27 protein-coding genes are annotated in these 24,532 nt (G+C 58.5%); 17 read left to right on the plus strand and 10 right to left on the minus strand.

Going from position 1 to position 24,532, the window contains the following annotated elements:
• Positions 1 to 7 precede the first annotated feature (7 nt).
• A complete protein-coding gene (locus tag ACP7B0_RS08050) occupies positions 8 to 502 on the plus strand; it encodes a hypothetical protein (RefSeq protein ID WP_426140642.1) in 495 nt (164 codons plus the stop codon).
• A gap of 28 nt (positions 503 to 530) precedes the next feature.
• A complete protein-coding gene (locus ACP7B0_RS08055; protein WP_426140643.1) occupies positions 531 to 968 on the plus strand; it encodes a nucleoside deaminase in 438 nt (145 codons plus the stop codon).
• 83 nt (positions 969 to 1,051) lie between these two features.
• On the opposite strand, the gene ACP7B0_RS08060 is transcribed toward ACP7B0_RS08055, so the two are convergent.
• A complete protein-coding gene (locus ACP7B0_RS08060) occupies positions 1,052 to 2,155 on the minus strand; it encodes a DNA alkylation repair protein (protein WP_426140644.1) in 1,104 nt (367 codons plus the stop codon).
• A gap of 151 nt (positions 2,156 to 2,306) precedes the next feature.
• Between ACP7B0_RS08060 and ACP7B0_RS08065 the strand changes: the two genes are divergently transcribed.
• Together ACP7B0_RS08065 and ACP7B0_RS08070 are read left to right on the plus strand one after the other, a co-directional pair.
• Positions 2,307 to 2,633, plus strand: a complete 327-nt coding sequence (locus ACP7B0_RS08065) for a hypothetical protein (protein WP_426140645.1) — start codon at positions 2,307 to 2,309, stop codon at positions 2,631 to 2,633.
• A 50-nt stretch (positions 2,634 to 2,683) separates the two neighbouring features.
• On the plus strand, positions 2,684 to 3,832 hold the full coding sequence (locus ACP7B0_RS08070) for a PQQ-dependent sugar dehydrogenase (protein ID WP_426140647.1): 1,149 nt from the start codon (positions 2,684 to 2,686) through the stop codon (positions 3,830 to 3,832).
• Positions 3,833 to 3,952: 120 nt separating this feature from the next.
• Here ACP7B0_RS08070 and ACP7B0_RS08075 read toward each other — a convergent pair whose 3' ends face one another.
• Positions 3,953 to 4,258 carry a PepSY domain-containing protein gene (locus tag ACP7B0_RS08075; RefSeq protein WP_426140649.1) on the minus strand — a complete coding sequence of 102 codons (306 nt, stop codon included), beginning with the start codon at positions 4,256 to 4,258 and terminating at the stop codon, positions 3,953 to 3,955.
• Positions 4,259 to 4,373: 115 nt separating this feature from the next.
• Positions 4,374 to 4,820: a PACE efflux transporter gene (locus ACP7B0_RS08080; protein ID WP_426140651.1), complete on the minus strand. Its 447-nt coding sequence runs from the start codon at positions 4,818 to 4,820 to the stop codon at positions 4,374 to 4,376.
• Positions 4,821 to 4,932: 112 nt separating this feature from the next.
• On the opposite strand from ACP7B0_RS08080, the gene ACP7B0_RS08085 reads away from it, so the two are divergent.
• The 7 genes from ACP7B0_RS08085 (at position 4,933) to ACP7B0_RS08115 (ending at position 11,304) form a co-directional block, all read left to right on the plus strand.
• Positions 4,933 to 5,820 carry a LysR substrate-binding domain-containing protein gene (locus ACP7B0_RS08085; RefSeq protein WP_426140653.1) on the plus strand — a complete coding sequence of 296 codons (888 nt, stop codon included), beginning with the start codon at positions 4,933 to 4,935 and terminating at the stop codon, positions 5,818 to 5,820.
• Positions 5,821 to 5,949: 129 nt separating this feature from the next.
• Positions 5,950 to 7,260 (plus strand): MFS transporter, encoded by a 1,311-nt coding sequence (locus ACP7B0_RS08090; protein ID WP_426140655.1) that lies wholly within the window; start codon positions 5,950 to 5,952, stop codon positions 7,258 to 7,260.
• 128 nt (positions 7,261 to 7,388) lie between these two features.
• Entirely contained in the window at positions 7,389 to 8,615 is a 1,227-nt protein-coding gene (locus ACP7B0_RS08095; protein WP_426140866.1) for an RNA polymerase sigma factor, read from the plus strand.
• 115 nt (positions 8,616 to 8,730) lie between these two features.
• Positions 8,731 to 9,147: a YciI family protein gene (locus tag ACP7B0_RS08100; RefSeq protein WP_426140657.1), complete on the plus strand. Its 417-nt coding sequence runs from the start codon at positions 8,731 to 8,733 to the stop codon at positions 9,145 to 9,147.
• A complete protein-coding gene (locus ACP7B0_RS08105; protein ID WP_426140658.1) occupies positions 9,125 to 9,577 on the plus strand; it encodes a YybH family protein in 453 nt (150 codons plus the stop codon). The genes ACP7B0_RS08100 and ACP7B0_RS08105 overlap by 23 nt, the downstream gene beginning before the upstream one ends.
• 34 nt (positions 9,578 to 9,611) lie before the next feature.
• Entirely contained in the window at positions 9,612 to 10,076 is a 465-nt protein-coding gene (locus ACP7B0_RS08110; protein ID WP_426140659.1) for a VOC family protein, read from the plus strand.
• A 508-nt stretch (positions 10,077 to 10,584) separates the two neighbouring features.
• Positions 10,585 to 11,304, plus strand: coding sequence for a hypothetical protein (locus ACP7B0_RS08115; RefSeq protein ID WP_426140661.1), 720 nt, complete (start codon positions 10,585 to 10,587; stop codon positions 11,302 to 11,304).
• Positions 11,305 to 11,408: 104 nt separating this feature from the next.
• Here the strand turns inward: ACP7B0_RS08115 and ACP7B0_RS08120 are convergent, their stop codons facing one another.
• Positions 11,409 to 12,497 (minus strand): diguanylate cyclase, encoded by a 1,089-nt coding sequence (locus ACP7B0_RS08120; protein ID WP_426140662.1) that lies wholly within the window; start codon positions 12,495 to 12,497, stop codon positions 11,409 to 11,411.
• Positions 12,498 to 12,802: 305 nt separating this feature from the next.
• The gene (locus ACP7B0_RS08125) at positions 12,803 to 13,999 is read right to left on the minus strand and encodes an MFS transporter (RefSeq protein ID WP_426140663.1); all 1,197 of its coding nucleotides are present in this window, start codon (positions 13,997 to 13,999) and stop codon (positions 12,803 to 12,805) included.
• Positions 14,000 to 14,109: 110 nt separating this feature from the next.
• Between ACP7B0_RS08125 and ACP7B0_RS08130 the strand changes: the two genes are divergently transcribed.
• Positions 14,110 to 15,018 carry a LysR substrate-binding domain-containing protein gene (locus ACP7B0_RS08130; RefSeq protein ID WP_426140664.1) on the plus strand — a complete coding sequence of 303 codons (909 nt, stop codon included), beginning with the start codon at positions 14,110 to 14,112 and terminating at the stop codon, positions 15,016 to 15,018.
• Here ACP7B0_RS08130 and ACP7B0_RS08135 read toward each other — a convergent pair.
• The gene (locus tag ACP7B0_RS08135) at positions 15,015 to 15,866 is read right to left on the minus strand and encodes a DUF6216 family protein (protein ID WP_426140665.1); all 852 of its coding nucleotides are present in this window, start codon (positions 15,864 to 15,866) and stop codon (positions 15,015 to 15,017) included. The two genes, ACP7B0_RS08130 and ACP7B0_RS08135, sit on opposite strands and share 4 nt — an antisense overlap.
• Positions 15,867 to 16,112: 246 nt before the next feature.
• Here ACP7B0_RS08135 and ACP7B0_RS08140 point away from each other — a divergent pair, with 246 nt between their 5' ends.
• Positions 16,113 to 16,751, plus strand: coding sequence for a LysE family translocator (locus ACP7B0_RS08140; RefSeq protein WP_426140667.1), 639 nt, complete (start codon positions 16,113 to 16,115; stop codon positions 16,749 to 16,751).
• Positions 16,752 to 16,864: 113 nt separating this feature from the next.
• On the opposite strand, the gene ACP7B0_RS08145 is transcribed toward ACP7B0_RS08140, so the two are convergent.
• The 3 genes from ACP7B0_RS08145 to ACP7B0_RS08155 all read right to left on the minus strand — a co-directional run bounded on the left by ACP7B0_RS08145 (position 16,865) and on the right by ACP7B0_RS08155 (position 19,664).
• The gene (locus tag ACP7B0_RS08145) at positions 16,865 to 17,455 is read right to left on the minus strand and encodes a polyribonucleotide nucleotidyltransferase (protein ID WP_426140668.1); all 591 of its coding nucleotides are present in this window, start codon (positions 17,453 to 17,455) and stop codon (positions 16,865 to 16,867) included.
• A 186-nt stretch (positions 17,456 to 17,641) separates the two neighbouring features.
• Positions 17,642 to 18,571, minus strand: coding sequence for a restriction endonuclease (locus tag ACP7B0_RS08150; RefSeq protein ID WP_426140669.1), 930 nt, complete (start codon positions 18,569 to 18,571; stop codon positions 17,642 to 17,644).
• Positions 18,572 to 18,761: 190 nt separating this feature from the next.
• Positions 18,762 to 19,664, minus strand: a complete 903-nt coding sequence (locus ACP7B0_RS08155) for a LysR family transcriptional regulator (RefSeq protein WP_426140670.1) — start codon at positions 19,662 to 19,664, stop codon at positions 18,762 to 18,764.
• A gap of 80 nt (positions 19,665 to 19,744) precedes the next feature.
• Between ACP7B0_RS08155 and ACP7B0_RS08160 the strand changes: the two genes are divergently transcribed.
• The 3 genes from ACP7B0_RS08160 to ACP7B0_RS08170 all read left to right on the plus strand — a co-directional run bounded on the left by ACP7B0_RS08160 (position 19,745) and on the right by ACP7B0_RS08170 (position 22,572).
• Entirely contained in the window at positions 19,745 to 20,941 is a 1,197-nt protein-coding gene (locus tag ACP7B0_RS08160) for an MFS transporter (protein ID WP_426140867.1), read from the plus strand.
• A 209-nt stretch (positions 20,942 to 21,150) separates the two neighbouring features.
• Entirely contained in the window at positions 21,151 to 21,453 is a 303-nt protein-coding gene (locus tag ACP7B0_RS08165; RefSeq protein ID WP_426140671.1) for a hypothetical protein, read from the plus strand.
• Between the two features lie 87 nt (positions 21,454 to 21,540).
• Positions 21,541 to 22,572, plus strand: coding sequence for an AbrB family transcriptional regulator (locus ACP7B0_RS08170; RefSeq protein WP_426140672.1), 1,032 nt, complete (start codon positions 21,541 to 21,543; stop codon positions 22,570 to 22,572).
• A 176-nt stretch (positions 22,573 to 22,748) separates the two neighbouring features.
• On the opposite strand, the gene ACP7B0_RS08175 is transcribed toward ACP7B0_RS08170, so the two are convergent.
• Positions 22,749 to 23,330 carry a BRO-N domain-containing protein gene (locus tag ACP7B0_RS08175; RefSeq protein ID WP_426140674.1) on the minus strand — a complete coding sequence of 194 codons (582 nt, stop codon included), beginning with the start codon at positions 23,328 to 23,330 and terminating at the stop codon, positions 22,749 to 22,751.
• Between the two features lie 589 nt (positions 23,331 to 23,919).
• Between ACP7B0_RS08175 and ACP7B0_RS08180 the strand changes: the two genes are divergently transcribed.
• Positions 23,920 to 24,420 carry an Hcp family type VI secretion system effector gene (locus tag ACP7B0_RS08180; RefSeq protein ID WP_426140675.1) on the plus strand — a complete coding sequence of 167 codons (501 nt, stop codon included), beginning with the start codon at positions 23,920 to 23,922 and terminating at the stop codon, positions 24,418 to 24,420.
• Positions 24,421 to 24,532 lie beyond the last annotated feature (112 nt).

A 24,532-nucleotide genomic window follows, 5' to 3' on the forward strand; every position in this document is an offset into this window, starting at 1 on the left:
AAGCGTCATGAGGTTTCGCAGCCCAATCGCTGCCTTGAGCCTGTTCTTCGCGCTCTTGGTGCTCACGTTTGCGGATGCCAAACGCGGGGCCTATGGGGCAGAGGTGGACGACAGCGCCCACGCCTTCGTCCAGGATCGCCATCTGGGCGAGAGCCTTGGGTGGCTGGGTTATCAAGTGGCATCGCGCACGGCGACGTTCGCCAGTATCGTCGAGGCAATCGGCAAAACCCAGGCCCAGGCGCTGGTCAAGGACGAACTGGAACGTTTGCAGCCCGAGTATCAAGAACAATGGGATCGCAATCTTGCGGCCGCCTATGCGCAGTTTTTCAGTGCAGAGGAACTGCGCAATATGAACTCCGACAACGGCGCACAAATGCTGGCCAACAAGCTCAGGGCGAAACAGAACGATGTGGGCATGGACATGAAGGCGCGCTCGGCCGAATTGCTCAAGACGTACGTATCACGCGCGCTGAACAATGCACAGCGGACCCTGGAACACTGATTTTTCACACATTGCGGTGAGGTAAACAATGGACCCATTCATGCAAGCAGCCATCGACGAAGCTCAACTGGGGCTAAAAGAAGGCGGCATTCCTATCGGCTCGGTGATTGTCCATGACGGCAAAATCATCGGCCGCGGCCACAACCGCCGGGTACAGGAGGGCAGTGCGATCAAACACGGTGAAATGGACGCTCTGGAGAACGCCGGTCGCCTGCCTGCGCGCACTTACCGGGAGTCGACCCTCTACACCACATTGTCGCCCTGTGCGATGTGCAGCGGGGCGATTCTTCTGTATGGCATCCGCAAGGTGATCGTGGGAGAAAACGAGACCTTCATGGGCGAAGAAGAACTGCTGCGTTCACGGGGCGTGGATGTGGAAGTGATCCACAATTCGGCCTGCGTGGACATGATGAAAGGCTTCATCGCCAGCAAGCCCGAGCTGTGGAACGAGGACATCGGGGAGTAAGCGCTTTTTGCAGGCTTGCTGGCTGTAGTTCAGTCCGGGTGGGCAGCGCCATCAGCCTTGGCGCTGCCCTGACCGACCCTGCGTCAGTCGATGAGATCAAAAAAGGTCCTGGCCAGACACTCGCCGTTGATCAGGATATCCAGCTCATGCTTGCCCGCGTAGTGCACTCGGGTGGTGAAGTTGCGGATCTGCTGCTCGCGGCTGACCACCACCGACTCGCCCGCCGCCAGATCCAGCGTCTTGAGTTTGAACACCTTGGCCGAGGTGCCACCGGATTTCTTCACGTAATGAAGGGCGTAATCGATGATCAGGCGCTGACTTTGTTCGGCCGTGGACGTCAGCCGCACTGAGAGGTTGATCCTGTCGCCCAGGCGAACGTGTTCGGGGCTTACGCTCACCTGTTCGACACGCACCTGTGCGGCATGACCGGCCCCCATGATCGTCAGGGCACGCCGGTCACCTTTCTTGATCAGCGAACGCAGCGCATGACGGGCGATCCAGGCTGTATGGGGGTTGTCCAGAGACCAGCCCTCGATCTGATCAAGCACCCAGCCGGGGTTGTCCTTGGTGATGTCATTGAAGTGATTGGCCACCGATTTGCGCACGTAAAGGCTGTTGTCAGCCTTGAGGCTGTCGAGGATCGGTAATACCGGGGACGGGTCGAGCATCAGCGTTTCGAGGCGAAACGACCAGGGCAGCCTCGGTCGGCTGCCTTCGCTGGCCAGACGTCGGACATGCTCGTTGTCATCCTTCGCCCAGTGGCGCATCAGCTCCAACGCCCGCGGGAAATCCAGACGCAGAAAATGCCGCACGGCAAACTCCGAAGAGCCGAACGGGGTGAAGTATTTCAACGCCTGCATGGAGCGCTCGAAGTCGTGCTGACCGTAAAGCGCTACGTATTCAGGCAGCACCAAGGTGACGAAACCGCTGTTCAGGCGCGGTGCCAGTTTGTACAGGATGTCCAGCGCGGTGGCGTAATCCTGCGGCAGGCAAGCGTGCAGGCCGCGGCTGACGCGGGTCAGGCGCTGCATGAGCGACAGGTTGTCCAGATCCTCACTGACGTGGGCCAGAAACACCGGTACATCAAACGCGGGGTAAACCGCAGCCGTCTGCTCGGCAATGTGCTGGAGGCGCGCCCGGTTGAAGATTTCCTTCAAGGCGGGTGCCGCCTGGGTAGCGTCGGTCATTGCGCGTTGCTCTCTGAAGTAGGGATGCAGAACATCTTTGTTACAAACCTGATGCCACATCGGTTGATCAATAGTGGCCAAGGGACGAACCTAGCCCGGTAATCGCCCTCAAACGCCAGAGTTCTTACCGTTCTTCAACAGAAGGTAACTGATGAACATTTTTGTGCGAAACGTTGTGGCTTCCTTACTGGGTGCGCTGATGATGGCAGGCGGTGCCAGTGTTTCCCATGCTCAGACCCTGCCCAACAGCACGCTGAACAACAGCAACCCTACCAACAGCCCCATTCACCGGGCAAATCCGAACAGCCGTCAGGGTACAAAGTCGAGCGTGCCGCCGGTGCGGGGGCCGAGTACCGCCCCCAACCTGCGTGCGCCGACCCTCGAAAACGGCGGTATCGGCAATGGTTATCCGACCCGGCAACAGCCTGCCCGACCCTCGTCCTCTGACACGATTCGCGACCGAAAAACCACCGACTGATCCCTTGCCACCCCAAAACGGGGCCTTCACTTCTGCATAAGGAATTGTCCATGTTTCGCAAAACCTTGATTGCAACGCTGTGTGCCACCGCGTTCCTGAGCCTCCCTGTGTCGGCTTACGCTGCGCAGGTCCAGGAATTCAAAAGCGAGCAGGGCAGCGTTACGGTCGAACAAGTGGCCAGTGGCCTGGAACACCCTTGGGCGCTGGCGTTTCTGCCGGACAAGCAAGGCATGCTGGTGACCGAGCAGCCTGGCAATCTGAGGGTGGTTTCCCCCGACGGCACGCTGTCGAAGCCTATTTCCGGTGTGCCCCAGGTTTGGGCCAAGGGGCAGGGCGGCCTGCTTGATGTGGTGCTGTCTCCTGACTTCGCCAATGACCGGCTGGTCTACCTGACGTACTCGGAAGTGGGCGAGGACGGTAAAGCCGGGACGGCGGCTGGCCGGGGTCGGTTGTCCACGGACATGAGCACACTGGAAAACTTCACGGTGATTTTCCGTCAGCAACCGAAACTGTCCGTGGGCAATCACTTCGGGTCGCGAATGGTGTTCGACCGGGATGGGTACCTGTTCATTGCGCTGGGGGAGAACAACAACCGACCCACTTCCCAGGACCTCGACAAGCTGCAAGGTAAAATCGTGCGATTGTTTCCAGACGGCAAAGTACCGCCGGACAACCCTTTTGTCGGTCAGAAAGGTGTGCGTCCAGAGATTTGGTCCTTCGGCCATCGCAACCAACAAGGCGCAACGCTCAACCCGTGGACCGGCACCCTGTGGACCAACGAACACGGTCCGCGCGGCGGGGACGAGGTCAACATTGTCGAGCGCGGCGCGAATTACGGCTGGCCATTGGCAACCCACGGCATGGATTACTCAGGCAAGCCTATTCCTGAGGCCAAGGGCGAATTTGTCGAGGGCACGATCCGACCGTTTCACGTTTGGGAAAAATCGCCAGCGGTCAGTGGCATGACCTTTTATGACGGATCGCGTTTCAAGGCATGGGATCACAACTTGTTTATCGGCGCGTTGGGGTCGCAGGAACTGATTCGATTGCAATTCGACGGTGACAGGATCGTTCATGAAGAACGACTGTTGGGTGATTTGAAGAAGCGCATTAGAGATGTGCGCCAAGGGCCGGACGGCTATCTTTATATTTTGACTGATGACGGTAAAGGACAACTGCTGCGGGTCGGACTGAAGTAACCCGCTTGAGACGTAAACAGAAAAAAGAACCGTGGGAGTGGATGTGTTCGCCAGGTCAATCTTTCAGGCGATGCAATCCACTCCCACCGTTCGTGGGTTACAACGGGCGAGCCAAGACTATTATTGGTCTTGCTTGTCTTTCAGGATTTCACCGGTCTTGGCGTCCAGATCCACATCCCATTCAACGCCTTTGCCATCGTGTAATTCAACCTGGTAAACATAACGACCGGCATGGTTTTCCAGCTCGGTGTCTTTAATGGTGAAGCCCGGGTGTTTGTCCACTGCCATTTTATTGAGCTTTTCGAAGTCCATGACAGTGCCGGCCTTGTGCAGACGTACCACTTCATCAGGGCCAATGTCTGCCTGGGCAGCGCCTGCGGCGGCAGTCAGGGCAAGGGCAGCGAAAATAGCATTTAAAGTTTTCATCGGGTCTTCCTTCTGGTTTTATCTGATGCAATAGATTCATCAGCAGCTGGATCGTTCAGCTGTCTGGTTGATGCCAGATTAACCCCCCTGACTTAATTCATCCTTAATTCCGGGTCTATACAGAACATTCGGATGACATCGGCTGTTTAGCCGAATCAGGCACATCGAACACTCGATCAAACGCCCACTGGAACACCAGCGCGTAAAAGAAGAAAAAAACAAACAACCCGAGATTGGTTGCCAGCGCTTGCCACCATGAAATCGCCAGCCACCAGGCAATCAGCGGTAGCAGCATCAGCGTCAGGCCGCCTTCGAATCCCAGCGAATGAAGTAACCGACGTTGCCAGGTTCTGCTGCGCTGACGCTGCCGCGCTTCCCAGTATTCAAAGCCATAGTTGAAGAGCATGTTCCACAGCAAAGCCGAGGCCGACAGCATGACCGACAGCGCGCCGGAATAGGCCAGACTCTCGCCGTACAGCCATGCCAGTGCGGGGGAAAGCACACTGATGGCGATGAGTTCATAAAGCGTTGCCTGAACGATTTTACGTGTCGGGCCTTGCATGGCAGTCTCCGGGTCATATCGATGCATCAATACTGATGGCGGAGGGCATTGGGGAAAAATGAGATAAATTAACGTCCGATCAATTCATTTGATGTCCACGACGGAGCCGACCTTGTTTTCGAAACTACCGCTAACCGCGCTGCGCACCTTTGAAGCGGCTGCCCGTTCAGAAAGTTTCAAGGCGGCGGCCGATGAGCTTTTTGTCACGCCAGCGGCGGTCTCCTATCAGGTCAAGGCGCTGGAAGCCTGGGTCGGCACCCTGTTGTTCGAACGCACCGGCAAAGGCGTGCGCCTCACGCCGGAAGGCGAGCGTCTGTACCGTGACGCCCATCGCACGCTGCTGGAGATCAGCAACAGCCTGGCCGGGTTTCGTCCGCAACCGGATCTGCGTACGCTGGTGTTGTCCACGACACCCGCACTGGCGTCGGCCTGGTTGATCCCTCGGCTCGGCGATTTCTATCGCGCCTGGCCGCACATCAATGTGCGGGTCGAAACCAGCAACGATCTGGTGGATTTGCTGCGCGATTCCAGCATTGATCTGGCGATTCGCACCTCATCACGGGACGACCCGGCCCTGGTCAGTCAGCATTTGATGGATGAGCGTTTCGGCGCCTATATCGCCCCAGGCGCTGCTGACCCCGCCCGGCAGCCCCGGGTTGAACTGATCGACCTGCGCTGGCAGATTCCCGGCGGTTTCAGGGTTGACTGGCCCACCTGGTGCTCGGCCGCGGGCCATGCTCAATGGCTGACTCAAGCCGTTTTTCGCGAATTCGACGACGAGCATTTCGCCTTGAATGCCGCCATTGCCGGTCATGGCCTGGTATTGGCCAGCAATGTATTGGTCATGGATAGCCTGGCCAAAGGGTTGCTGGTGCCGTATCGCCCGGAAATCAATTTGCCGGGGCCCCGTTACGTGACGGTCTGCGTACCCGGTCGCGAGCGTCAGGCGCCGGTCAGTGAGTTTCTTGCGTGGGTCCAGCAGCAGATCGCGGGCTTGTAGGCGTTGACGCCGCCCATCGGCCCCCGGCCTCAGTTGGCCCTGTTACCACCCGTTGCGCTTGAGTTTGCTATTCTTCGCGCCCTGCGACCTGATGTCGCCCCCTGATTCTTCCACCGTTTCGGATCTTTTATGACGGCCATCGTCCCACCGCGTCCCCAGCCGCTGTCGCGCGCTGACTACAAAACCCTGGGCCTGGCGGCGTTGGGCGGGGCGCTGGAAATCTATGACTTCATTATTTTCGTTTTCTTTGCGCTGACCCTCAGCCAGTTGTTCTTTCCGCCGGAAATGCCCGAGTGGCTGCGGTTGCTGCAAAGCTTTGGCATTTTTGTGACCGGTTATCTGGCGCGGCCCTTGGGCGGCATTCTGATGGCGCATTTTGCGGATCGACTCGGGCGCAAGCGGGTGTTCAGCCTGAGCATCCTGATGATGGCGCTGCCCTGTCTGTTGATCGGCGTGATGCCCACCTACGCGCAGATCGGCTATTGGGCGCCGCTGATTCTGCTCGGTCTGCGTATCCTGCAAGGCGCAGCCGTGGGCGGCGAAGTGCCCAGCGCCTGGGTATTCGTCGCCGAGCATGCGCCGCCGGGCCATCGGGGTTATGCCTTGGGCGTGCTGCAGGCGGGGCTGACGTTCGGCTATCTGTTGGGGGCGTTGGTTGCCACCTGGCTGGCGCAGGTGTTCACGCCGGCGCAAATCCTCGATGACGCCTGGCGCATTCCATTCCTGTTGGGCGGTGTGTTCGGCGTGGTGGGCGTGTGGCTGCGTCGCTGGTTGAGTGAAACGCCGGTGTTCATGGCCATGCACGCTCAGCGCGACGAGATGGCGGAGTTTCCCCTCAAGGCGGTATTGCGCGAGCATCGCCAGTCGCTGCTTCCCGCCGTCTTGCTGACCTGCGTCCTGACCAGCGCCGTGGTGGTGCTGGTGGTGATTACGCCCACCGTCATGCAGCAGCGTTTTGGCATGAGCGCCAGTCATACCTTCGCCCTGAGCAGTCTGGGTATCGTGTTTCTCAACATCGGATGCGTGTTGGCGGGTCTGCTGGTGGACCGCATCGGTGCCTGGCGCGGCGTGATGTTCTACAGCCTGTTGCTGCCCCTGGGCATCGGCGCGTTGTACGCCAGCCTCATCGGGCAGTGGCTCACGCCGGGCGTCGCCTACGCCATTGCCGGTCTGGCGTGCGGCATCGTCGGCGTGGTGCCCTCGGTGATGGTCGGGTTGTTCCCGGCGAAGATTCGCGTTTCCGGCATCTCGTTCACCTACAACATCGCGTACGCACTGTGGGCGAGCACCACGCCTTTGATGCTCATCGCCCTGATGCCCTGGAGCCCTTGGGTGTGCGTCGTTTACGCGGCGGTCATGGGCACCGTTGGCGTATTGACCGCCGCGGTGTACGGGCTGCGCCGAGGCGTGCAGGTGGACGCGGTGCTGGCGGGGCGTTGAACATGCGGTGTGCATTTGGTCTGGAGCGGCAGTCACGCTGATGCCGCGCAGGCTACGCTCTCTCGTACGCCAAGCGAGAGTCGGCCATGAAGCACGATCGCGAGCAGGGCCCTGAAACGACGCGATCCATCAACGCCGAGGTCGAGGGCCTCTATCGTCAAGAGTCCCGTCGGGTTCTGGCGACATTGATTCGCCTGCTGGGCAGTTTCGAACTGGCCGAGGAAGCCTTGCAGGACGCGTTTATCGCGGCGGTCGATCAGTGGCCGCAAACCGGCGTGCCGCAAAACCCACGGGCGTGGCTGATCTCGACGGGACGTTTCAAGGCCATCGACAGCCTGCGTCGGCGCTCGCGTTTCAATACGTCGCTGATCCACATGGCCCGCGAGCTTGAGGATCACGTCCAGACACCTGATCCGGACAGCGTTGAGGACGATCGGCTGCGCCTGATGTTCATCTGCTGTCATCCGGCACTGACCGACGATGCCCAGGTTGCGCTGACCTTGCGTGAGATCTGCGACCTGACCACTGAACAAATCGCCCGTGCCTTCCTGACCCGGCCCTCTACCATTGCGCAGCGCATCGTGCGGGCGAAAAACAAGATTCTTGACGCCCGTATCCCTTATGAAGTGCCTGCTTTCGCGGAGCTGCCCGAGCGGCTGGACGCAGTATTGCGCGTGATTTATCTGGTGTTCAACGAAGGCTATTTCGCGTCGTCCGGGGACCAGTTGACTCGCAACGACCTGTCCAGCGAAGCCATCCGCCTGGGTCGATTGCTGCTGGAGTTGCTGCCGGAGCCAGAGGTCGCGGGGCTGCTGGCGTTGATGCTGCTTCACCAGTCCCGGCGTCTGGCGCGGATGACCGCCAGCGGCGAACCGGTGTTGCTGGACCAACAGGACCGTCGCCTGTGGGATCGGGCAATGATCCAGGAGGGCGAAGCGCTGGTGGAACAGGCCCTGCGCTCCGGACGGCACGGGGCCTACAGCGTGCAAGCGGCCATCGCGGCCCTGCATGCACAGGCACCCAGCGCCGAAGCCACCGATTGGGCGCAAATCGTCGGGCTTTACGACGTATTGCTGCGCCTGACCGACTCGGCGGTGGTTGAGCTTAATCGAGCGGTTGCCATCGCCATGCTACGGGGTCCGCAGGCTGGCCTGGCGTTGCTCGGCGCGCTGTTGACCCGTGAGGAATTGCGCGATTACCACTTGGCCTGGTCGGCGAAGGCTGACTTGTGTCGGCGCGCTGGCCTCCTCGATGAGGCACGACGGGCGTATCGCATGGCCATCGAAAAAGCCCGGCAAAGCGTTGACCGGCGTTTTCTCAAGCGTTGTCTGCACGAACTGGAATCCCGAGCCTGAGTGGCCGGTAACCGCTTGTCGGCGACGAAAAATCAGCTGACCGACCTGTCGATTTCCATTCGCGCTGTACGACTAATCCTGTGCATGGGGCAGAAAGCCCGTAACGGAGGACGTCATGAAATACCTTTGCCTGATCTACAGCAACGAACAGATCCTGCATACACACCCGGACAGCCCCCGCGATGACGAGTGTTTCGCCTATGCCGAGTCCGTCCAGGCCAGTGGCCACATGCTGGCAGCGGAGCCCTTGGAGTCAGTACAGACCGCCACCACCGTTCGCATGCGCAATGGCAAAGTCCGGATTACGGACGGACCCTTTGCCGAAACCAAGGAACAGCTGGCCGGTTTCTACCTGATCGACGCCAAGGACCTCAATGATGCCTTACACATCGCCGCGCACATTCCGGCGGCGCGTGTGGGCAGTGTCGAGGTGCGCCCGGTTCGGACCCTGAATCTGCAGCCGTCTGCACAGGGCAGCGACGGCACGAAACGACCACAGGAGAACCTTTATGAAAACCGCTACGAAACTTGATCGCCCAGACGCCAGCCAGGAAATCCAGGCGGTGATCCAACAATGGACCACCGCTGTGCGGGACAAGAATCTGGACGCAATCATGGCCTACTACGCGCCGGACATCGTCGCCTATGACGCGATCGTTGCGCTGCAATTCAAAGGCGCCGAAGCCTACCGTAAACATTGGGCATTTTGCCTGGGCCTGTGTGAAGGGGCGATGCTGTTCGAGCTGCGGGACCTGGTCATTCACGCCGACGACGAGGTGGCTTTTGCCCACTGGCTGTGCAGTTGCGGCGCCACCGATGACAAGGGCGAACAGAAATCCTCATGGATGCGGGCGAGCGCAGGTTATCGCCGCATGAACGGTCAATGGAAAGCGATGCATGAGCATTTTTCCGCCCCCTTTGACATGGAAAGTGGCAAGGCGCTGTTCGACCTCAAACCCTGACTGGCGGCTTGGCCTGCCGCAAAGGAGCATAAACATGAGCGTACAAGCCATCCCCGAGGGTTTTCACAGCCTGACGGCATTTCTGAGCATCCAGCAAGCCGCCGACGCGATCGAGTTTTATAAAAAAGCGTTCGGCGCCACCGAAGACTTTCGCCTCGATACACCTGACGGGCGTGTCGGCTATGCGGCCCTGCGCATCGGCAATTCCATGCTGATGATGTCCGAGCCCTGTGAGCAGGGGGCGCTGGGCAGTCCGGACCCGTCCGGCAAATCGCCCGTGGGGTTGCATCTGTATGTTGAGGACGTCGACGGCACCTGCCAGCGGGCCATTGAAGCCGGAGCCGAACAGCTGATGCCCGTGACGGACATGTTTTACGGTGATCGCACGGGCACGCTGAAAGACCCTTACGGGCACTGCTGGTTAATAGCAACCCACAAGCAGGACTTGTCTGTGGACGAGATTCGCAAGCGCGCCGCCGAAATGTTCAATCAAAGTTAACGTTATATATCTGTCAGCCCGCTTCTATTGAAGATGCGGGCTGTTTCCTATTTCCTACATATAAATGTCGATCACTCTTGTAAGAAAGTTTATTACGAGGTTTTTTTGCGTCGGATGATTGTAATTATCATTTGGCGCGTTTAGTCTCCTGTCTATACAAATGGTGGCCATTTGTTCATTGATTGAATTTCAACTGTTCATTTAATGTGGGTCCGATCTGTTCTCGCCGCATGACTGTTGGCGGAGACTTGAATTTTTCCGGAATGGATAAGTATGTAGGAGTCATCCTACCTATAGGCCCCGAATAGACATGAGTCGGGAAAGACGTGTCATGGGGATGACACGTCGGGTGTCTTGAACCGCTCATGCTGACATCAATCCGGGTATGCAGCCGACACTTGTTGTTTGCATGCCGTGTATGAAGTTCCAATAAAAGAGCCCGCTTCAGGGGCCATTAACTCTGCGCAACGCAATAACAAAAGTATTGATTTACATAAGGGAGCAAGTCATGAGCGTATCGTTTATCAAGGACGACGGTCCACCACGTTGCCTGTCCGGAAATGTTCTGCATGGAGGCCAAGGGGATGCCCTTCGTGCATTTCAGAAACTGGCAGCCAGGCAGGCGACGATGTCAAAGGCAGAACTGAGCGACCGGCAGGCGCATCTGCTCGGGCCGCGAGGGCTGCTGATGAACGTCAGTCGGCAGGTGGCGCGCCTGGGCAGGCAGGCCCCGGTTCTGGAAGAGATCCTGGAGCTGGAAGATCGCCAACGCATGGCATTGGCCGAGGACTCGGCGCGTTTCGTGCTCGGCCAGCATGATCGGTGCGCCGCATGCGAAAACCCGTTCAGCGGCAAAACCCGTGAGTTTCTCTGTTGTGTCGTTTTCGACGACGACGCCCCCTACGCTCTGGTCGAACGTTACGCCGCATCCGAAGCCCTTCGTCAGCAGGACGGCCAGTTCTTCTTCAAACTTATCGCGACAACGCGCCATACGGTGGAACGTCGTTTGGTATTTCAGGGGCTGCTCGAACATTTCGACGGGTTGCTCCCCATTGAACAGAGCATTTATCCACACAATTACCGCCGCGCTCAGCAAAGCCATCTGGACCGCGAAGAAGAACTCTACGGAAAACTTGCATTGGATAAGCCCATCCGCGTGCTTTTGGAAGAGCACTCGCCAGAATGGCTGCTGGAAAACCTGTGCGAGATCAAAACCCCGGCGGAGTAATGCGCCGACGCGCATTTAAATAACAACCGGAAAAAGGCGCCCTTTGATCGTTGAATCAGGGCGCCGCTATTTAAAGGTGAGGCATGCGCTCACCCGTTTATTGATCAAGATGCCGACACTTCCATATCCAGCGGCCCATCATTGGCTGCCGGGGTGGGTTGTGCGGCGCAGATTCGGTTACGGCCTGTACTTTTCGCCATATACAGGGCCTTGTCGGCTTCGTTGAGCCACGCGGCGGCATCCGACAGGCAGGGATGATAAGTCGCCACGCCAATGCTCAGGCTGATTTTCAGGTCGGGCAGGGTGGCGTCGTGGTAATTGGACACTTCGTGGTTCAGGCGCTCCAGAATTTCCAGGGCCAGATCCAGGCTGGTGTTGGGCAGGATCACACAGAACTCATCGCCCCCGTAGCGACCCGCCAGGTCAGCCTCGCGCAGGTTGGCCACCAGAGCGGCGCTCATTTGCTTGAGCACGGCATCACCGGCGATATGCCCATGAGTGTCGTTGATGGACTTGAAGTGGTCGATATCAATCAGCGCGACCGTGGTTTGCCGGGACAGCGTCTGGCAATTGCCAAACTCCAATTGCAGCAGATCCTTCCACGAACCATGGTTGATCAGTCCGGTCAGGCTGTCGGTGCGGCTCAGTTTGCTCAGAATATGTTTGTGTTCGCTCAGCTTCACGGCGAGTTGGTAACTGGCGTGGCCCACCACCAGCGGGTAAATCACCAGTACGGGCAGACAGGCATAGAGTTGCAACGTGGTGCTTTCAGGTACGAACGACGGTGAAAACAGCAGCGTGGCGATCAGAGCGCCGACCGCCTGGGCGATGCAGCCCAGCAAAAACAACCTTTGACCGCCTGCCGCAATGTTATGCATCCCCATCATCGCCAGAACGGTAACCGTAGGCAGCGGGCTGAAGCCCATCGACGCCGCCCAGAACCCGCCAGCGACGGAATCACAAAGGATATTGCGTCGCTCCGCCTGATAGGGCTGCGTGGAGCGCTGGGCCAGACGCAGTGCCACCTGAGGCCAGATCAGCACATTGCAGACCATCAGTGCCCAGATCCATGCTGGAGGATTCAGCGGATAAAGCGAGGCCGCGACGCTGATGCAACCTATGCTCACCCCGGCACTTCGGGACCAATAGATCCGCTTGGCAAACGACAATCCCTTGCCTTCGTAGTTTTTCATTGCTTCACCGGCGTAGCGTTGACCGGCCTGAATCCTTCGTACTAGACCGAAAGGCGGGAGTTTGAGCCTCTGTGGCCGGTTATGGGAAGGGCCTTTAGCCATTATTAATAAACCATCACAAACCATAGGCTCTGTACGAAGAGTCGGCGAGCGAAGGTCAGGCAAGGCAAAAACAGGCGAGGACGCGGAGTCTACTGCTGTAAATGAGCATCCCGTGCCTGTTTTTAACGCAGCATCACCGAGCGCAGCCACTTGTCGTACAGAGCCTAGGCCGCTCGTGGCGGCCTGGGCGGATGGCGCGGTGCTTAGTTGGCCTTCATGCGCTTTGTGAGGACAGCGGTGATGACGGCAAGCACCGCAATGGCAGCAGCCACATAACCCACGTCATGCAAACCCAGGTGTTCGATGGTCATGCCGCCAATGACTGAGCCCAGGCCGATACCGGCATTGGCCGCCGATACATTGAGTGTGCCGGCGAGGGCCTGAGCGTGAGGCGCGGCTTTCATGACCCTGATCTGGCAGATGGGAAACAGCGCGGTATGAGCAACGCCCCAGACAAATAACACCGCGCACAGCAACGGCAACGAACCTGCCGCCGGGACGCTTGCGGTCATCCCCAGGGCCAGCAACAGCGCAAAAACAATGGTCGAGCCCAGCGGGCTGCGGTCAACGTAGCGTCCGCCCAGGCCATTACCGATCAAACCGACCGCGCCAAAGCCCATCAACCACCAGCCCACATGAGCGGAAGGCACCAGCGCAATGCGTTCCAGCGTGTCGGCCAGGTAGGTATAAGCCGCGAACATCGCCGTGAACAACAGGATCGACAACAACAGGTTCGCGATAAAGCGCGGATCGCTGAGTATCTTCGCCTGTTTTGCCAGGCTGACTTTAGCGGTGGGCGCCAGCGAGGGCATGCAGATCCACAACAGCAACGCCATCAACATCGACAGCACGGTCAGCGCCCAGAAAGCCCCTCGCCAGCCCACGGCGTCGGCGAACAGGGTGCCCAAGGGAATGCCGAACAGCATGGCGGCGGAAATACCCAGATAAACCTGAGCTACCGCTTTGCCCGAACGCTCCGGCCCGGCCAGCAAACTGGCCGTTTCGCTGGCCGTACCCCAGAACACCGGCAGCGCCAGCGCGGGAATGAACCGGGCGAACGCCAGCACCCAAATGTTGCCGGAAACCGCCGCCAGGGCGTTGGCCGCCGCGAAGATCAGCAAGATGGTGACAAAAGTGCGCTTGCGGTCCAGATGCGACAACATGGCAGTCAGCGGCGGGCCAAACAGCATCACCGTAAAGGCAAACAGCGTGACCAGCAGCCCGGCTTCGGAAATGGAAATACCCAGATCCCGCGCCATGGAAGGCAGCAAACCGATGATCAGGAACTCAGTGGTGACGATCACGAAACCCGCCAACGCCAGAATGGCGATGGACAACCCGGAACTCGTGGATTTTTCGCCGCTGGTCGCGCCAGTGGCCGTGGTGTCTAAGGAAGGCATACAAAAAACCCGAAATTAAGAATGCCGCTAGCCTATTAGAGAAACGACTTCTTATCTTGGGTGGTTTTTCCGGGCACTATGGAATTTATTTCATTAATCAAGGCGCCGACATGCTCTCCACCGACCGTCTCAAAGGCATCGCCACCTTTGTCGCCGTGGCCAATGCCGGCAGCTTCACCAGTGCCGCCGAGCGCCTGAATCTGACCAACTCAGCCGTCAGCAAAAGCGTTGCACGGCTTGAAGCGCGTCTGGGCATGCGGCTGTTCGAACGCACCACCCGCAGCCTTTCCCTGACCGAGGAAGGTACAGCGTACTACGCCGTTTGCAGACGCATCCTCGACGAGCTGGAGGACGCCGAAACTGCGCTGGCCGCCCAGCGCTCGGAACCCGCCGGGCATTTGCGGGTGGACTTGCCCGCGTCGTTTGGACGGCTGCAAGCCTTGCCGCTGATCCTGCAGTTTGCTGAACAGCACCCGAAGCTGCGCCCCCATGTGTCTTTCACTGACCGTTTTGTGGATTTGCTGGAAGAGGGCGTCGATCTGGCTGTCAGGATCGGCGGCTCGGCGGCCTGGCCCTCGACGCTGGGCCATCGGTATCTGGGGACCGAACGGGTGATTTTCTGCGCGGCACCCGCTTATCTCCAGCGCCATGGCACGCCCCAGACAGTCGAAGAGCTGGCCGATCATGCGTGCGTTCTGTACGGCAAGACGTATGGCAGCACCAGCCCGTGGCTGATTCTCGATGCCACCGGGCAGACGCAGATGCGCATGATGGAAGGGCGCATCATCGTTGGCGACGCCGAAGCCCAGGTCGCCGCTGTCGTGGCCGGAAGTGGCGTTGCGCAACTGGCGACCTGGCTGATCAAGGCGCAACTTCAGCGCGGCGAACTGGTGGAAATCCTCCCGCACCTGGCCACCGAAGGCTTGGACCTGCACCTGGCGTGGCCGCGTAATCGCGAGTCCCTGCCCAAGGTGCACAAGCTGGTTGACTGGCTTTCGGCGGCGTTGCGGGTGGATTAAGCCTCGCTCGCTGTCAGCGTGTTTCCAAGCTGCTCAAGCAGGCGCTTCGCGGCCCGACGCTGCACCGCCGCCTTGACGAGGGCCAGGAAAAATATGAACAACATCGTGCCCAGCGCCACCAGCATGAACCGTTGTGTGTTCAGCTCGGTCTTGATGTGCGCGACACTGGCCGGGCTGCCGAAGTCTTCGCAGATGGAACTGAAGCGCTGGGGCGGGAAATCGGTTTCATCGTCCAGCACCTGCAACGCTTGAGGCGACGCGCAGGTTTGCGCCGAAAGCAGGGGTTGGCCGAACGGCGAGAATTTCACGTCTTGCTCCGACACATAGAAGAAAGGCGTGTCTTTGAAACTCACCAGCACATAGTTCGACGTCGCCAGCGAAAACGACAGTGCCACGGCCAGATAAATCAGCATCGCAGCGATCATCGCCCCGATATTCCGGCGCTTGAGCTGTTGCAGGGTGAATTTCATCTTCAGATCATTGAAGTCTCTCCAGTCGATGTAATCCCTGGCCAACGACACATCGCCCAGTTGCAAGCGATGGCGCGATTGCCAGCCATGGAACGCCTCGGCCTGTTCGAGCGAGTGCGCGGGGATATTGAACTCGAAACGGAAATGTTCCAGTTCCCGCGCTTCGCGTTTCATCTGTTCGAACTTCGCATTGGCAAACTCCGCCTTGCCCCCCAGCAAACGCCACAGACGGTCACGCAGAAACAACAGGGATCGGGCGCGCCGGTAGATATAGACAAAGCCTGCGGCCAGCACGATCAGGTTCAGAAAAACGATGATGGACGTGGGGTTGGTGATGAGTCCGTCCAAAGGGGTATCAGCTGCGAGCGGGGTAGACATGAACACCGTGCCTTGTGTGGTTAAAGCACCAAGGCTCAACGACTTTGCCTCGAAGCGATAACAGATATTTGCTCAAATGCCGTAAGAAGAGTCTTTAGTGTGTGTAGGGTATGACTGACCGACGCTGATTAATGCATCAAACCAAGTATTGACCGGCTATCGGCCATGCGCTGCAATACAGCCTGTTTCGCCCCACACCTGATGGATCCAGCCCAACCTTTCAGCTTTCGGCAACAGGAAGTCGCCATGCCAGAACTCTCAAGCCTTATCGCGTTTTCCCTCATTTGCCTGGGCATGGTTCTGACCCCCGGGCCGAACATGATTTACCTGGTTTCGCGCTCCATCTCTCAAGGGCCCAAGGCCGGGCTGATTTCCCTGAGTGGGGTGGGTGTCGGATTTCTGTTCTACATGCTCTGCGCGGCGTTCGGTATCACCGGGCTGATCATGGCGGTGCCTTACGCTTACGACACCCTGCGTTACGCCGGTGCGCTGTACTTGCTGTATCTGGCGTGGCAAGCCGTCAAGCCCGGCGGCCGCTCACCCTTTCAGGTCAAAGACCTGCCCAGGGACAGCAATCGCCAGTTGTTCCTCATGGGCCTGATGACCAACCTGCTCAACCCCAAAGTGGCCGTGCTGTACCTCTCCCTGCTACCGCAGTTCATTACCTTGGGCACCGGTGCCAGCGTGCTGAGCCAGTCGTTGATTCTGGGCAGTTGCCAGATCGTCGTCAGCCTCAGCGTCAACGCCTTGATTGCTTTGGGGGCCGGTTCCATCGCCGTCTTCCTCACCCGTCGCCCCACCTGGGCCGTGGTGCAGAAATGGCTGATGGGCACCGTAATGTTCGGGCTGGCGGTGCGGATGCTGGCGGAAGGGCGAAAGACGTAATAACTGGCTCTTGTAGGAGCGAGGCTTGCCCGCGAAGAACGATAACTCGGTAAATCGGGGCCACCGTGGTGCATGATTCGCGGGCAAGCCTCGCTCCAACGAGGGCTGCCGCCTCATTTCTTGTTATCAGTAATCGCCTTCAACAATTCCCCGTGGGCCTTGGCATCTTTTTGCAGGGAGATCACATTGACCATCGCCATGCGTTTGCCCGAGGCAGCCGTCACCGTCGTGCTCAAAACCTTGCCCCCATCGACGCTGCCGGAGATATCCAGTTGGCGCACGCCTAAACCACGGCGCACCATTTTCTTCACGCCCAGCTCTTTGAAGTCCTTGTAACTGGCCTTCTGCTGTTCACGGGTGGCAGCGATGACGCCATCCAGCGTCGGGCCATCATTGCTCGACACTTTTTCGCCGGACTCCAAGGGCGCCTCGGTCACGATCACGACGCGCTTGGCTGCCTTGTTCATGTACAGCGAACCCGTCACCCCGGCTGCCTTGGCCTTGGCGTCGATCTCCGGCATCGGGCTTTTCACGTACTCCTTGGGCAGGCGAAACACAAACTTCCCGCCCAGCATCGACACCTTCTGCATGGTCGGCGCTTTCTGTTTGGCCTGTTGCTTAGTGGCTGCATAAAGGCTCGCGCTGCTCATCCCGAGGGTAATGGCGGCAATGAACAGAACGGTTTTACAGCTGAAAAACCGCATGGGGTTTCCTCATTTGAGGCGCGGATAAGGCGCGGCGAATGTCTGATTGTGGGGTTAGTGGCGCTGAAGGCATCAAACCGCAATTGTCGCACCAGTGGTGAGACCATTGCCTGGAATAAAATGACACGGCTCCAGGAAGCTTGGTTCTGCTGAACGTATTTGTGTCAGCAATCGCCAGTGGCCATGCTACTTGACCGCTATAGGTGCAAAGATCGGCCGAATTCCCCGACACTTCGGATACGCCGAACACCCCCAAAAATTACCCCCCGCATTTGCCCCGGTCCGGGCGACCCTTATGACCATTTCCTTCCTGCAGTGCGGGCAGGCTGGCGCTTTGGGTTCTACGGGCGGCTCCGGTAAGGGCAGAGGCGCTTCGACGGTGGCTTCAGGCTCGACAACCGGTTCGATCCGGGCGTCAGGTGCCACCCGCTCCTGAGTGGGCGCGGGAGTTGAACGCTTGGCATCGGCAATCCAACGATCCAACAGGTCGCCGTCCACCAGCTTCAGATTGCGCCCCGAGGCGAACTCCTTCGCCGCTTTGGTAAACCGCCCACTGCTGATCACGAAACCACCGACAGCCCCTTCGGCCGCCATCGCGCCATACAGCTCACGAACCACCGGCACACCGACTTGCACCGAGCGCCACTGCTTGCACTGCACCAGGTAGGTTTCGCCATCCTTGCGCGCCACCAGATCAACCCCGCCATCCGGTCCGGCGCCGCCCGCTTCCTCCACACTGAAACCCTGCCGACGCAGCGCTTCACCCACCAACTGCTCGAATTCAAGCCAGCTGATGCTCAGCAACGTATTGCCACCCGGCGTCGCCACCGAGTCCAGCAGCTTGCGACGTTTACGGCGGCCCAACACCGAAATCAACGCGCCGCCGAGGAAGATCATCGGGAGCAGAAACTGCCCAACCATTGCCATGTTTTTAAAGGCTGAATTGATCAGCATCGGACTCAACTGGCGCGTACCGGCATACGTCGGCAGCGGCTCAATGGCGACTGAATGCAAATACAAGCCCGATGCAACGGCCAGAAGGATGCCGAGCCACCAGGGCAATTTGCTGGCGACAAAGAGCAGGGCGGGGAGGTTTGACGCGTTTTTGCGGGACATGTCCGTTGCCTTTACGAAGTGATCAAGCGCTTCCGTTGCCGGGCCGTAATGGTGCGCAATACCCATGCGGGAAGTAAAGGTTCTTAACCGCACAGCGCTGTCAGGCAGTTGGGCATACGAGCGGCGCGCCTGGAGGAGGGAATATAGGGAAGGTTGGCATTGGGTGTTCCCTGCCGTCCCACCGCCAACATCATTCAGTTCGTGATCGGGTCTGCTCGACAATCTCGAGAAAGGCCTTAACCAGCGGGCTGCGCTCGCGTTTACGCGTTAATACCAGCAAGGGGGCAGTGGCCCCGGGTTCGGCCAAGGGCCGATAGGTCACGCCACGTTTCACCAGTGTTTGGGCGCACTGGGGCACTACGGCGACGCCCCTGCCTGCGGCGACCAGCGCGATGATCGAGGTGATTTGCTTGCCCTTTGGCGCGGGCAGGGGTGTCAGCGCTTGGCGCCTGAAGAGCGCCTCGATGATCTCGTTCAACCCGGAGCCGTAGTCGGTCGGGAAGGCGATCAACGGGTGGGCGCTCAGTTCGGCAAGCGTGACCTGTTCTTGCCGGGCAAGCGGGCTGTCACTGGCAATGGCCGCGACCAGCGGCTCGTTGTCGAGGCTGATGGCCTGGATCCCGGCATCTTCGGGGGGCGGCGGCATACGACTCATGCCGATATCCAGACGTCCTTCGATCAGTTGCGACCATTGGGCGCTGGACGCGCCTTCTTCCACTGTCAATTGCACATCCGGATACGCCGAGCAGAACGCCTGAATGGTCTGGCTGAAAATGTCCGACAGCGCAATCGAACTGGCGTAGCCCACCGCCAGATGACCCGCGGAACCCGCCGCCAGCTTGCTGGTAATGCTCGCGGTCAGATCGACTTGTTCCAGCAACGCCCGGGCGTAGGGCAGCAAGTGTCCACCTTCGGAGGTCAGCGTGACGTTACGAGTGCTGCGATCGAACAGGCGAAATCCCAGCTCCACCTCCAGTGCCGAAATCTGCCGAGTCAGTGGCGGCTGGGAAATGTGCAGGCGTGCCGCGGCACGGCCAAAGTGCAACTCGTCGCTGACGATCAAGAAGTAGCGCAGGCGGCGTAGGTCAATCATCGTCATCCTTGAGGTATCAATCGGTCAGAAATGGGTATTGGATCCTTTTGGCAACCTATCTTATAAAGTTGTTTAAAAATATTACAAATAATCTTGGGAATGATCGTGTGAGCTGTCCTCGAGTTGCCTTGTTTTTGGCTGGGTGCGCCGCGTTTATCAACCTTTATTCCACTCAAGGACTGATGAACGAGCTGGCTGCTGCGTTTCAACTATCGGCTAAACAAGCGAGTTGGAGCATCACCGTCACTACCCTTGCCGTGGCACTCACTGCCCCCTTTGTTGGTCGGTTGACTGCGCGAGGCAAGCAGCATCGGGTCATCGCCGTGGCCGCGATATCGATGGCACTGCCTGCGGTGATGGCATCCTGCTCGGACAGCTTCAGCGAGCTGCTGCTCTGGCGAGCGGTTCAGGGCGTGCTGATTCCTGTGGTGTTTGCCACGAGTGTTGCTTATATCGGCGTTCGCTGGAGCGGCGGTGCCGTGACAGAAATGACCAGCCTGTATATCGCCGGCACGGTTATGGGAGGCTTTAGCGGACGCTTTTTGACCGGCTTGCTGACCGAGTTCGAGGATTGGCGTCTAGCGCTGGCAGTGCTGGCCGGTTTGAACCTGATCCTCGGTCTGGGAATTTTGCTGCTGTTGCCCCGCAACCCTCGGTCAACCCTACCACCGCCTGCCGATCACCCGACAATGCGCAGCGAATTGCTAAGCAGGCCGTTGCTGACCACCTACGCCGTGGGTTTCTGCGTGCTGTTCGCCCAAGTCGCGACGTTTACTTATGTCGGCATACACCTGGACCGGGCGCCGTTTGGGCTGGGTACCGCTGCGCTCGGTTCGATTTATACGGTGTTCCTGCTTGCCCTGGTGGTGGTGCCGATCGCCGGGCGCATGAGCAAGAACCGGCCTCGTAGCGAATTGATCAAGGTGGCGGCATGGCTGGGCGTCAGCGGTTCCGTGCTGACCCTGGGGCCATCGTTGTGGCTGATCGTTGTCGGTCTGGCACTCAGTTGCACCGGCGTGTTCCTCGCCCAGTCCGCCGCCAATTCCTTTATTACCGTCCATGCCCGGCAAAACAAGGCCGGCGCCGTGGGCCTGTATCTGACTTGCTATTACCTGGGCGGCAGTTTCGGCGCCTTTGTGCCGGGTGTCCTGTGGGAGCCATGGGGCTGGCCTGGCTGTATCGCGTTGATCGCGGTTTTCCAGTTGCTGCCGCTGCTGATTGTGCGTGGTGGCTGGAAGTCTTCCCCATTGCCGTCATCGCCGCTCCCGCGCCCGTGAACGTACCTGAAATCATCATCCGACAAGGAAAAACCGAGATGACTGCGAGTAACGACCTCAACAGTGCTTGGGAAAGTATCAATAACGACTGAATCGGTATTGGCCTGTACTTCGGGTTTTTATCAAGCTACTGAAACTCCCGATCTGGCGTGGATTTGATGCCCTGGGTTGGAAATTTACAGATTCTGGAAGATTGCAAGGAAAGCCGTATGCAGCTCATTGCCTTTTGCCCGCCAAAAGTTCATCCCCAACACTCTGCCGTGAGTGGGAATGCCGCGCTTGACCAGAGAGGCGTCCCGCAAACCTGCCCGCTCGACGGCGTTCTGGAGTGCCGAATTTCCGCCAGCAAGATGACATCGTATGGCGGCATGGAATACACCCACTCGGAAATCCTCAACGCCTTCGTCGCAGGACAGGATGAGGCCGAGTTGCGCGACAGGCTGCATCAGGTCGACGTCTGGTTCCACGAAAGTTGCGAAGGGTCGGGCAGAGAAATTGCCTCCGCGGTGTAGACCTTACCGCACCTCCTTTCGACATTAATTGAGCTGACCTTCCTGAGCTGGACGGAATCGTCACGCCTGCAGAAAAGTGGATATCCAATGAAGACTGTGTTCGAAAGCCTTATTCCGATTCCCGTGGCGGCCTTGGGTGCATGGTTCGGTTACATGACCGGACTGCCGCTGGGTGATCTGATCGGCGCGATCTGCCTCGTCACGGCGCTCAGCAAAATGGGCGTACGCATGCGTATGCCGTATCCGTTCGTAGCTACCGTGCAGTTGCTGCTGGGGGTCAGCGTCGGCTCGATCGTCACCGCCTCAATGATGCGTGAGCTGACGGATTTCAGCATTCTGGTCGGCTTGCTCATCTGCATGACTACGCAGATTTTCGTCGGCTACAACTGGCTGCGACGGATGGAACGCTGGGGGCATTTAGAGAGCCTGCTCGGATCCATTCCCGGCGCAATGGCGGCGGTGATGACGGTCTCGGGAGAGGAGGGCCCGGCCTCCGGGCGCATCGCGTTCGTGCACATTGTCCGTTTGCTCGCGCTGCTGCTGGCGGTGACGATCATTGCCGGTGGGCACGCTGAAAGCCCGGCCCCGATACTGGGTTCGTTCAATGATTACCTGGGCGTGATCCCTCCAGCGATCGCGGCAGTGGTCGCCGGTTATTTGCTGGAGCGCTTTGATGTTCCTGCCCCCTACATGTTGACCGGACTGATTTGCACCGCCGCGGTCAACGTCGGTTTTCCGCAAGCCCATCTGCATGTTCCCGATCCGCTGGCGATCATTGCGCTGATCCTGCTTGGCGGCCTGATCGGCATTCGCCTCAAGGACATCACGCTCAAGGATTTCGTGCGCTACATCCGCGCCGGTCTGGTGGTCACTGCCCTGACGTTCTGCACGACATTGCTGGTCGCCTTCGCGTTCAGCAAGCTGACCGGCAAGCCGTTCCTGTCGCTATTCATGTCGTGGGTTCCTGGCGGTGTTGAGGTCATGACCGCAGCGGCTTTGCTGCTCAAGCTTGATCCTGCCTTCGTGATGCTCAATCACGTGGTGCGGATGTCGATTATCCATATCTCACCGGTATTTCTGCCTAAACGGCTGCTGCAGGAACCGCAGCCTGACCACTGATTGCTGCAAAAACTTCGAATGATAAGGATGTGATCTCGATGAGTATTGCTATCACGACCCAACGCTGCGCGACGGTCATCATGCTGTTTCCCACGCCTGGAGGATATTGCCTCCTACGGGCACGCGTTTGCCCGCGAGGCGGCAGGCCACTCGCCACAGGATGGTTTGATCCGGCGCTACCGCGGGCAAGTCCCGAAACCAACGCCCTGCCAAATCGCCCGCCACCAAGGCCGAGCCAGCCGACGCGACACCGACTCAGCCTGTATCTGCGGATGCGGCAACATCTTGGGCATATCCCGCAACCGAATCCACGGCTCGCTCTGCCAATGCAGCAAACTCACCGACAACCCCGGCCATTGCAGCAGGCTCAGGTTTGGCGCGCGGTCGTCCGTCGGCACCTGATCGCCCCGCAGCGAAGGCACCACGTCATTGGTAATCCACTGCCGCAGCCCACGATTTTCCGCGTGATAGTGATGAACCAGCATTGCGTACGCCCCCGACTCATTGAGCATCAGCTCATCCTCATCCCCGTAATGATGACTCAGCGTCATCACTCGATACTGATCCGCATCCAGCTTGCGCATCGTCCGCTCATTCAACGGCCAGCCCATCAAACGTCCCAAATCCCGAGCGCTGAACCAGGCTTGGGTTTCCAGCAGCAGGGCATGGAGCGGGCGGTTGTGGCGGTGGAAGGTGGTGGGTTTGAGGGCTTCTGTTGTGGAGGGCCAGCGAGGGCTTGGTGAGTCGAGGTTAGGCATTATGTGATCTCTGCTGTTCGCTTCTTTAAAAGGCGTCGGGAGTTAAGAAACCTCACAGCAGAAAAGGCCGGACGTATTTCCCTTGCGGGTCTTGTATTAGTCCACTCCCGACATAGCAGAAATTTTAGGACGCGCAGCCGGGGGCCGCAGGTACAAAAAAGCCGCATTTTATCGGGGGCGGTCTGGCCGCTGCTGTTAAGTCTCTTTGTGCGTTTCTTAGGCGCGGTGCAAGGGTAGGGCGGGTTGATGGGGTGGGCAAGGGGGAAGGTTGTAGGGCATTTCTGAAAATTTTGGCGAGCAGGTTAGCGGTCAGTTTGGGTATTTGTCTGACCGGGTTTGAAAAAATAATCGGTTGGGGGGATGTAAGGCTTACACCGGATTGACTCCTGCATAATCCGATCAGTAGAGCAACGGGTATGAAGCCGCTACTGCTCGACAATTCCATGCCGTATGAATAACCCTACACCACGATGGGAAGCTGCCCGCTTGGGCGCTGGTGTGCATGAGCTAATTCCGGAGGCGGCATTCAATTTCAATGACCGGACCCTCCGCTCTGGAGGGCATGAAGCGATCATTAAAAGGAATTGCAATGTCATTCGATGCCTATCTACACATCGAAGGTGTGCCTGGCGAAACCCTATCTGCGGGCTACGAAAACTGGATCGAACTGGAGGATTTTGAGCTTTCAGCAAATCAGACCGCTTCTGCGACCGCCACTTCATCAGGTGGCGCTACCTCCGGCCGCGCTTACATGAGAGACATGCTTGTCCGTAAGTTAGTGGACAACGCCACTCCAAAACTTCACGAAGCCTGCTGCAGCGGAAAGCACTTCAATAAAGTCAGCCTTCACGTTTTTAGAGCGGGTGATTCCAAAGTCAAATATTTGGAAATCCAACTGGAGGAAGTCATTATCAGCTCATTTTCGTTACTGGGTAATGGCGGTACGGCCAACGCCTTTCCAAGTGAGTTGCTGACCTTGAACTACGGACGCATCAAAATGGTTTATTCAAAACAAATCCGCAGCACAGGACAAATGTCAGGGCAAATTACCGGTGGCTGGGATGCAATCAGCAACAAGGTTCATGCCTGACACCTGTTCAAGCGTTTTGAGAATAGGCTCATGAGTTTGCTTACCCACAAACACACTGCCAATTCCGGTAATTGCATCAGTCTCAAACTCGGGGTGTCGTCATGGAACGGCA

It is taken from the genome of Pseudomonas sp. DWP3-1-2, from assembly GCF_049896285.1.
Lineage (GTDB): Bacteria > Pseudomonadota > Gammaproteobacteria > Pseudomonadales > Pseudomonadaceae > Aquipseudomonas.

What these genes read in the sequence shown, in the direction of transcription:
- ACP7B0_RS08080 (WP_426140651.1), bottom strand. Translation starts at nt 4,820, where the DNA reads ATGCAAGGCCCGACACGTAAAATCGTTCAGGCAACGCTTTATGAACTC.
- ACP7B0_RS08060 (WP_426140644.1), bottom strand. Translation starts at nt 2,155, where the DNA reads ATGACCGACGCTACCCAGGCGGCACCCGCCTTGAAGGAAATCTTCAAC.
- ACP7B0_RS08170 (WP_426140672.1), top strand. Translation starts at nt 21,541, where the DNA reads ATGAAGACTGTGTTCGAAAGCCTTATTCCGATTCCCGTGGCGGCCTTG.
- ACP7B0_RS08065 (WP_426140645.1), top strand. Translation starts at nt 2,307, where the DNA reads ATGAACATTTTTGTGCGAAACGTTGTGGCTTCCTTACTGGGTGCGCTG.
- ACP7B0_RS08135 (WP_426140665.1), bottom strand. Translation starts at nt 15,866, where the DNA reads ATGTCTACCCCGCTCGCAGCTGATACCCCTTTGGACGGACTCATCACC.
- ACP7B0_RS08100 (WP_426140657.1), top strand. Translation starts at nt 8,731, where the DNA reads ATGAAATACCTTTGCCTGATCTACAGCAACGAACAGATCCTGCATACA.
- ACP7B0_RS08055 (WP_426140643.1), top strand. Translation starts at nt 531, where the DNA reads ATGGACCCATTCATGCAAGCAGCCATCGACGAAGCTCAACTGGGGCTA.
- ACP7B0_RS08120 (WP_426140662.1), bottom strand. Translation starts at nt 12,497, where the DNA reads ATGAAAAACTACGAAGGCAAGGGATTGTCGTTTGCCAAGCGGATCTAT.
- ACP7B0_RS08145 (WP_426140668.1), bottom strand. Translation starts at nt 17,455, where the DNA reads ATGCGGTTTTTCAGCTGTAAAACCGTTCTGTTCATTGCCGCCATTACC.
- ACP7B0_RS08130 (WP_426140664.1), top strand. Translation starts at nt 14,110, where the DNA reads ATGCTCTCCACCGACCGTCTCAAAGGCATCGCCACCTTTGTCGCCGTG.
- ACP7B0_RS08150 (WP_426140669.1), bottom strand. Translation starts at nt 18,571, where the DNA reads ATGTCCCGCAAAAACGCGTCAAACCTCCCCGCCCTGCTCTTTGTCGCC.
- ACP7B0_RS08070 (WP_426140647.1), top strand. Translation starts at nt 2,684, where the DNA reads ATGTTTCGCAAAACCTTGATTGCAACGCTGTGTGCCACCGCGTTCCTG.
- ACP7B0_RS08110 (WP_426140659.1), top strand. Translation starts at nt 9,612, where the DNA reads ATGAGCGTACAAGCCATCCCCGAGGGTTTTCACAGCCTGACGGCATTT.
- ACP7B0_RS08125 (WP_426140663.1), bottom strand. Translation starts at nt 13,999, where the DNA reads ATGCCTTCCTTAGACACCACGGCCACTGGCGCGACCAGCGGCGAAAAA.
- ACP7B0_RS08165 (WP_426140671.1), top strand. Translation starts at nt 21,151, where the DNA reads ATGCAGCTCATTGCCTTTTGCCCGCCAAAAGTTCATCCCCAACACTCT.
- ACP7B0_RS08175 (WP_426140674.1), bottom strand. Translation starts at nt 23,330, where the DNA reads ATGCCTAACCTCGACTCACCAAGCCCTCGCTGGCCCTCCACAACAGAA.
- ACP7B0_RS08075 (WP_426140649.1), bottom strand. Translation starts at nt 4,258, where the DNA reads ATGAAAACTTTAAATGCTATTTTCGCTGCCCTTGCCCTGACTGCCGCC.
- ACP7B0_RS08180 (WP_426140675.1), top strand. Translation starts at nt 23,920, where the DNA reads ATGTCATTCGATGCCTATCTACACATCGAAGGTGTGCCTGGCGAAACC.
- ACP7B0_RS08050 (WP_426140642.1), top strand. Translation starts at nt 8, where the DNA reads ATGAGGTTTCGCAGCCCAATCGCTGCCTTGAGCCTGTTCTTCGCGCTC.
- ACP7B0_RS08090 (WP_426140655.1), top strand. Translation starts at nt 5,950, where the DNA reads ATGACGGCCATCGTCCCACCGCGTCCCCAGCCGCTGTCGCGCGCTGAC.
- ACP7B0_RS08140 (WP_426140667.1), top strand. Translation starts at nt 16,113, where the DNA reads ATGCCAGAACTCTCAAGCCTTATCGCGTTTTCCCTCATTTGCCTGGGC.
- ACP7B0_RS08155 (WP_426140670.1), bottom strand. Translation starts at nt 19,664, where the DNA reads ATGATTGACCTACGCCGCCTGCGCTACTTCTTGATCGTCAGCGACGAG.
- ACP7B0_RS08105 (WP_426140658.1), top strand. Translation starts at nt 9,125, where the DNA reads ATGAAAACCGCTACGAAACTTGATCGCCCAGACGCCAGCCAGGAAATC.
- ACP7B0_RS08115 (WP_426140661.1), top strand. Translation starts at nt 10,585, where the DNA reads ATGAGCGTATCGTTTATCAAGGACGACGGTCCACCACGTTGCCTGTCC.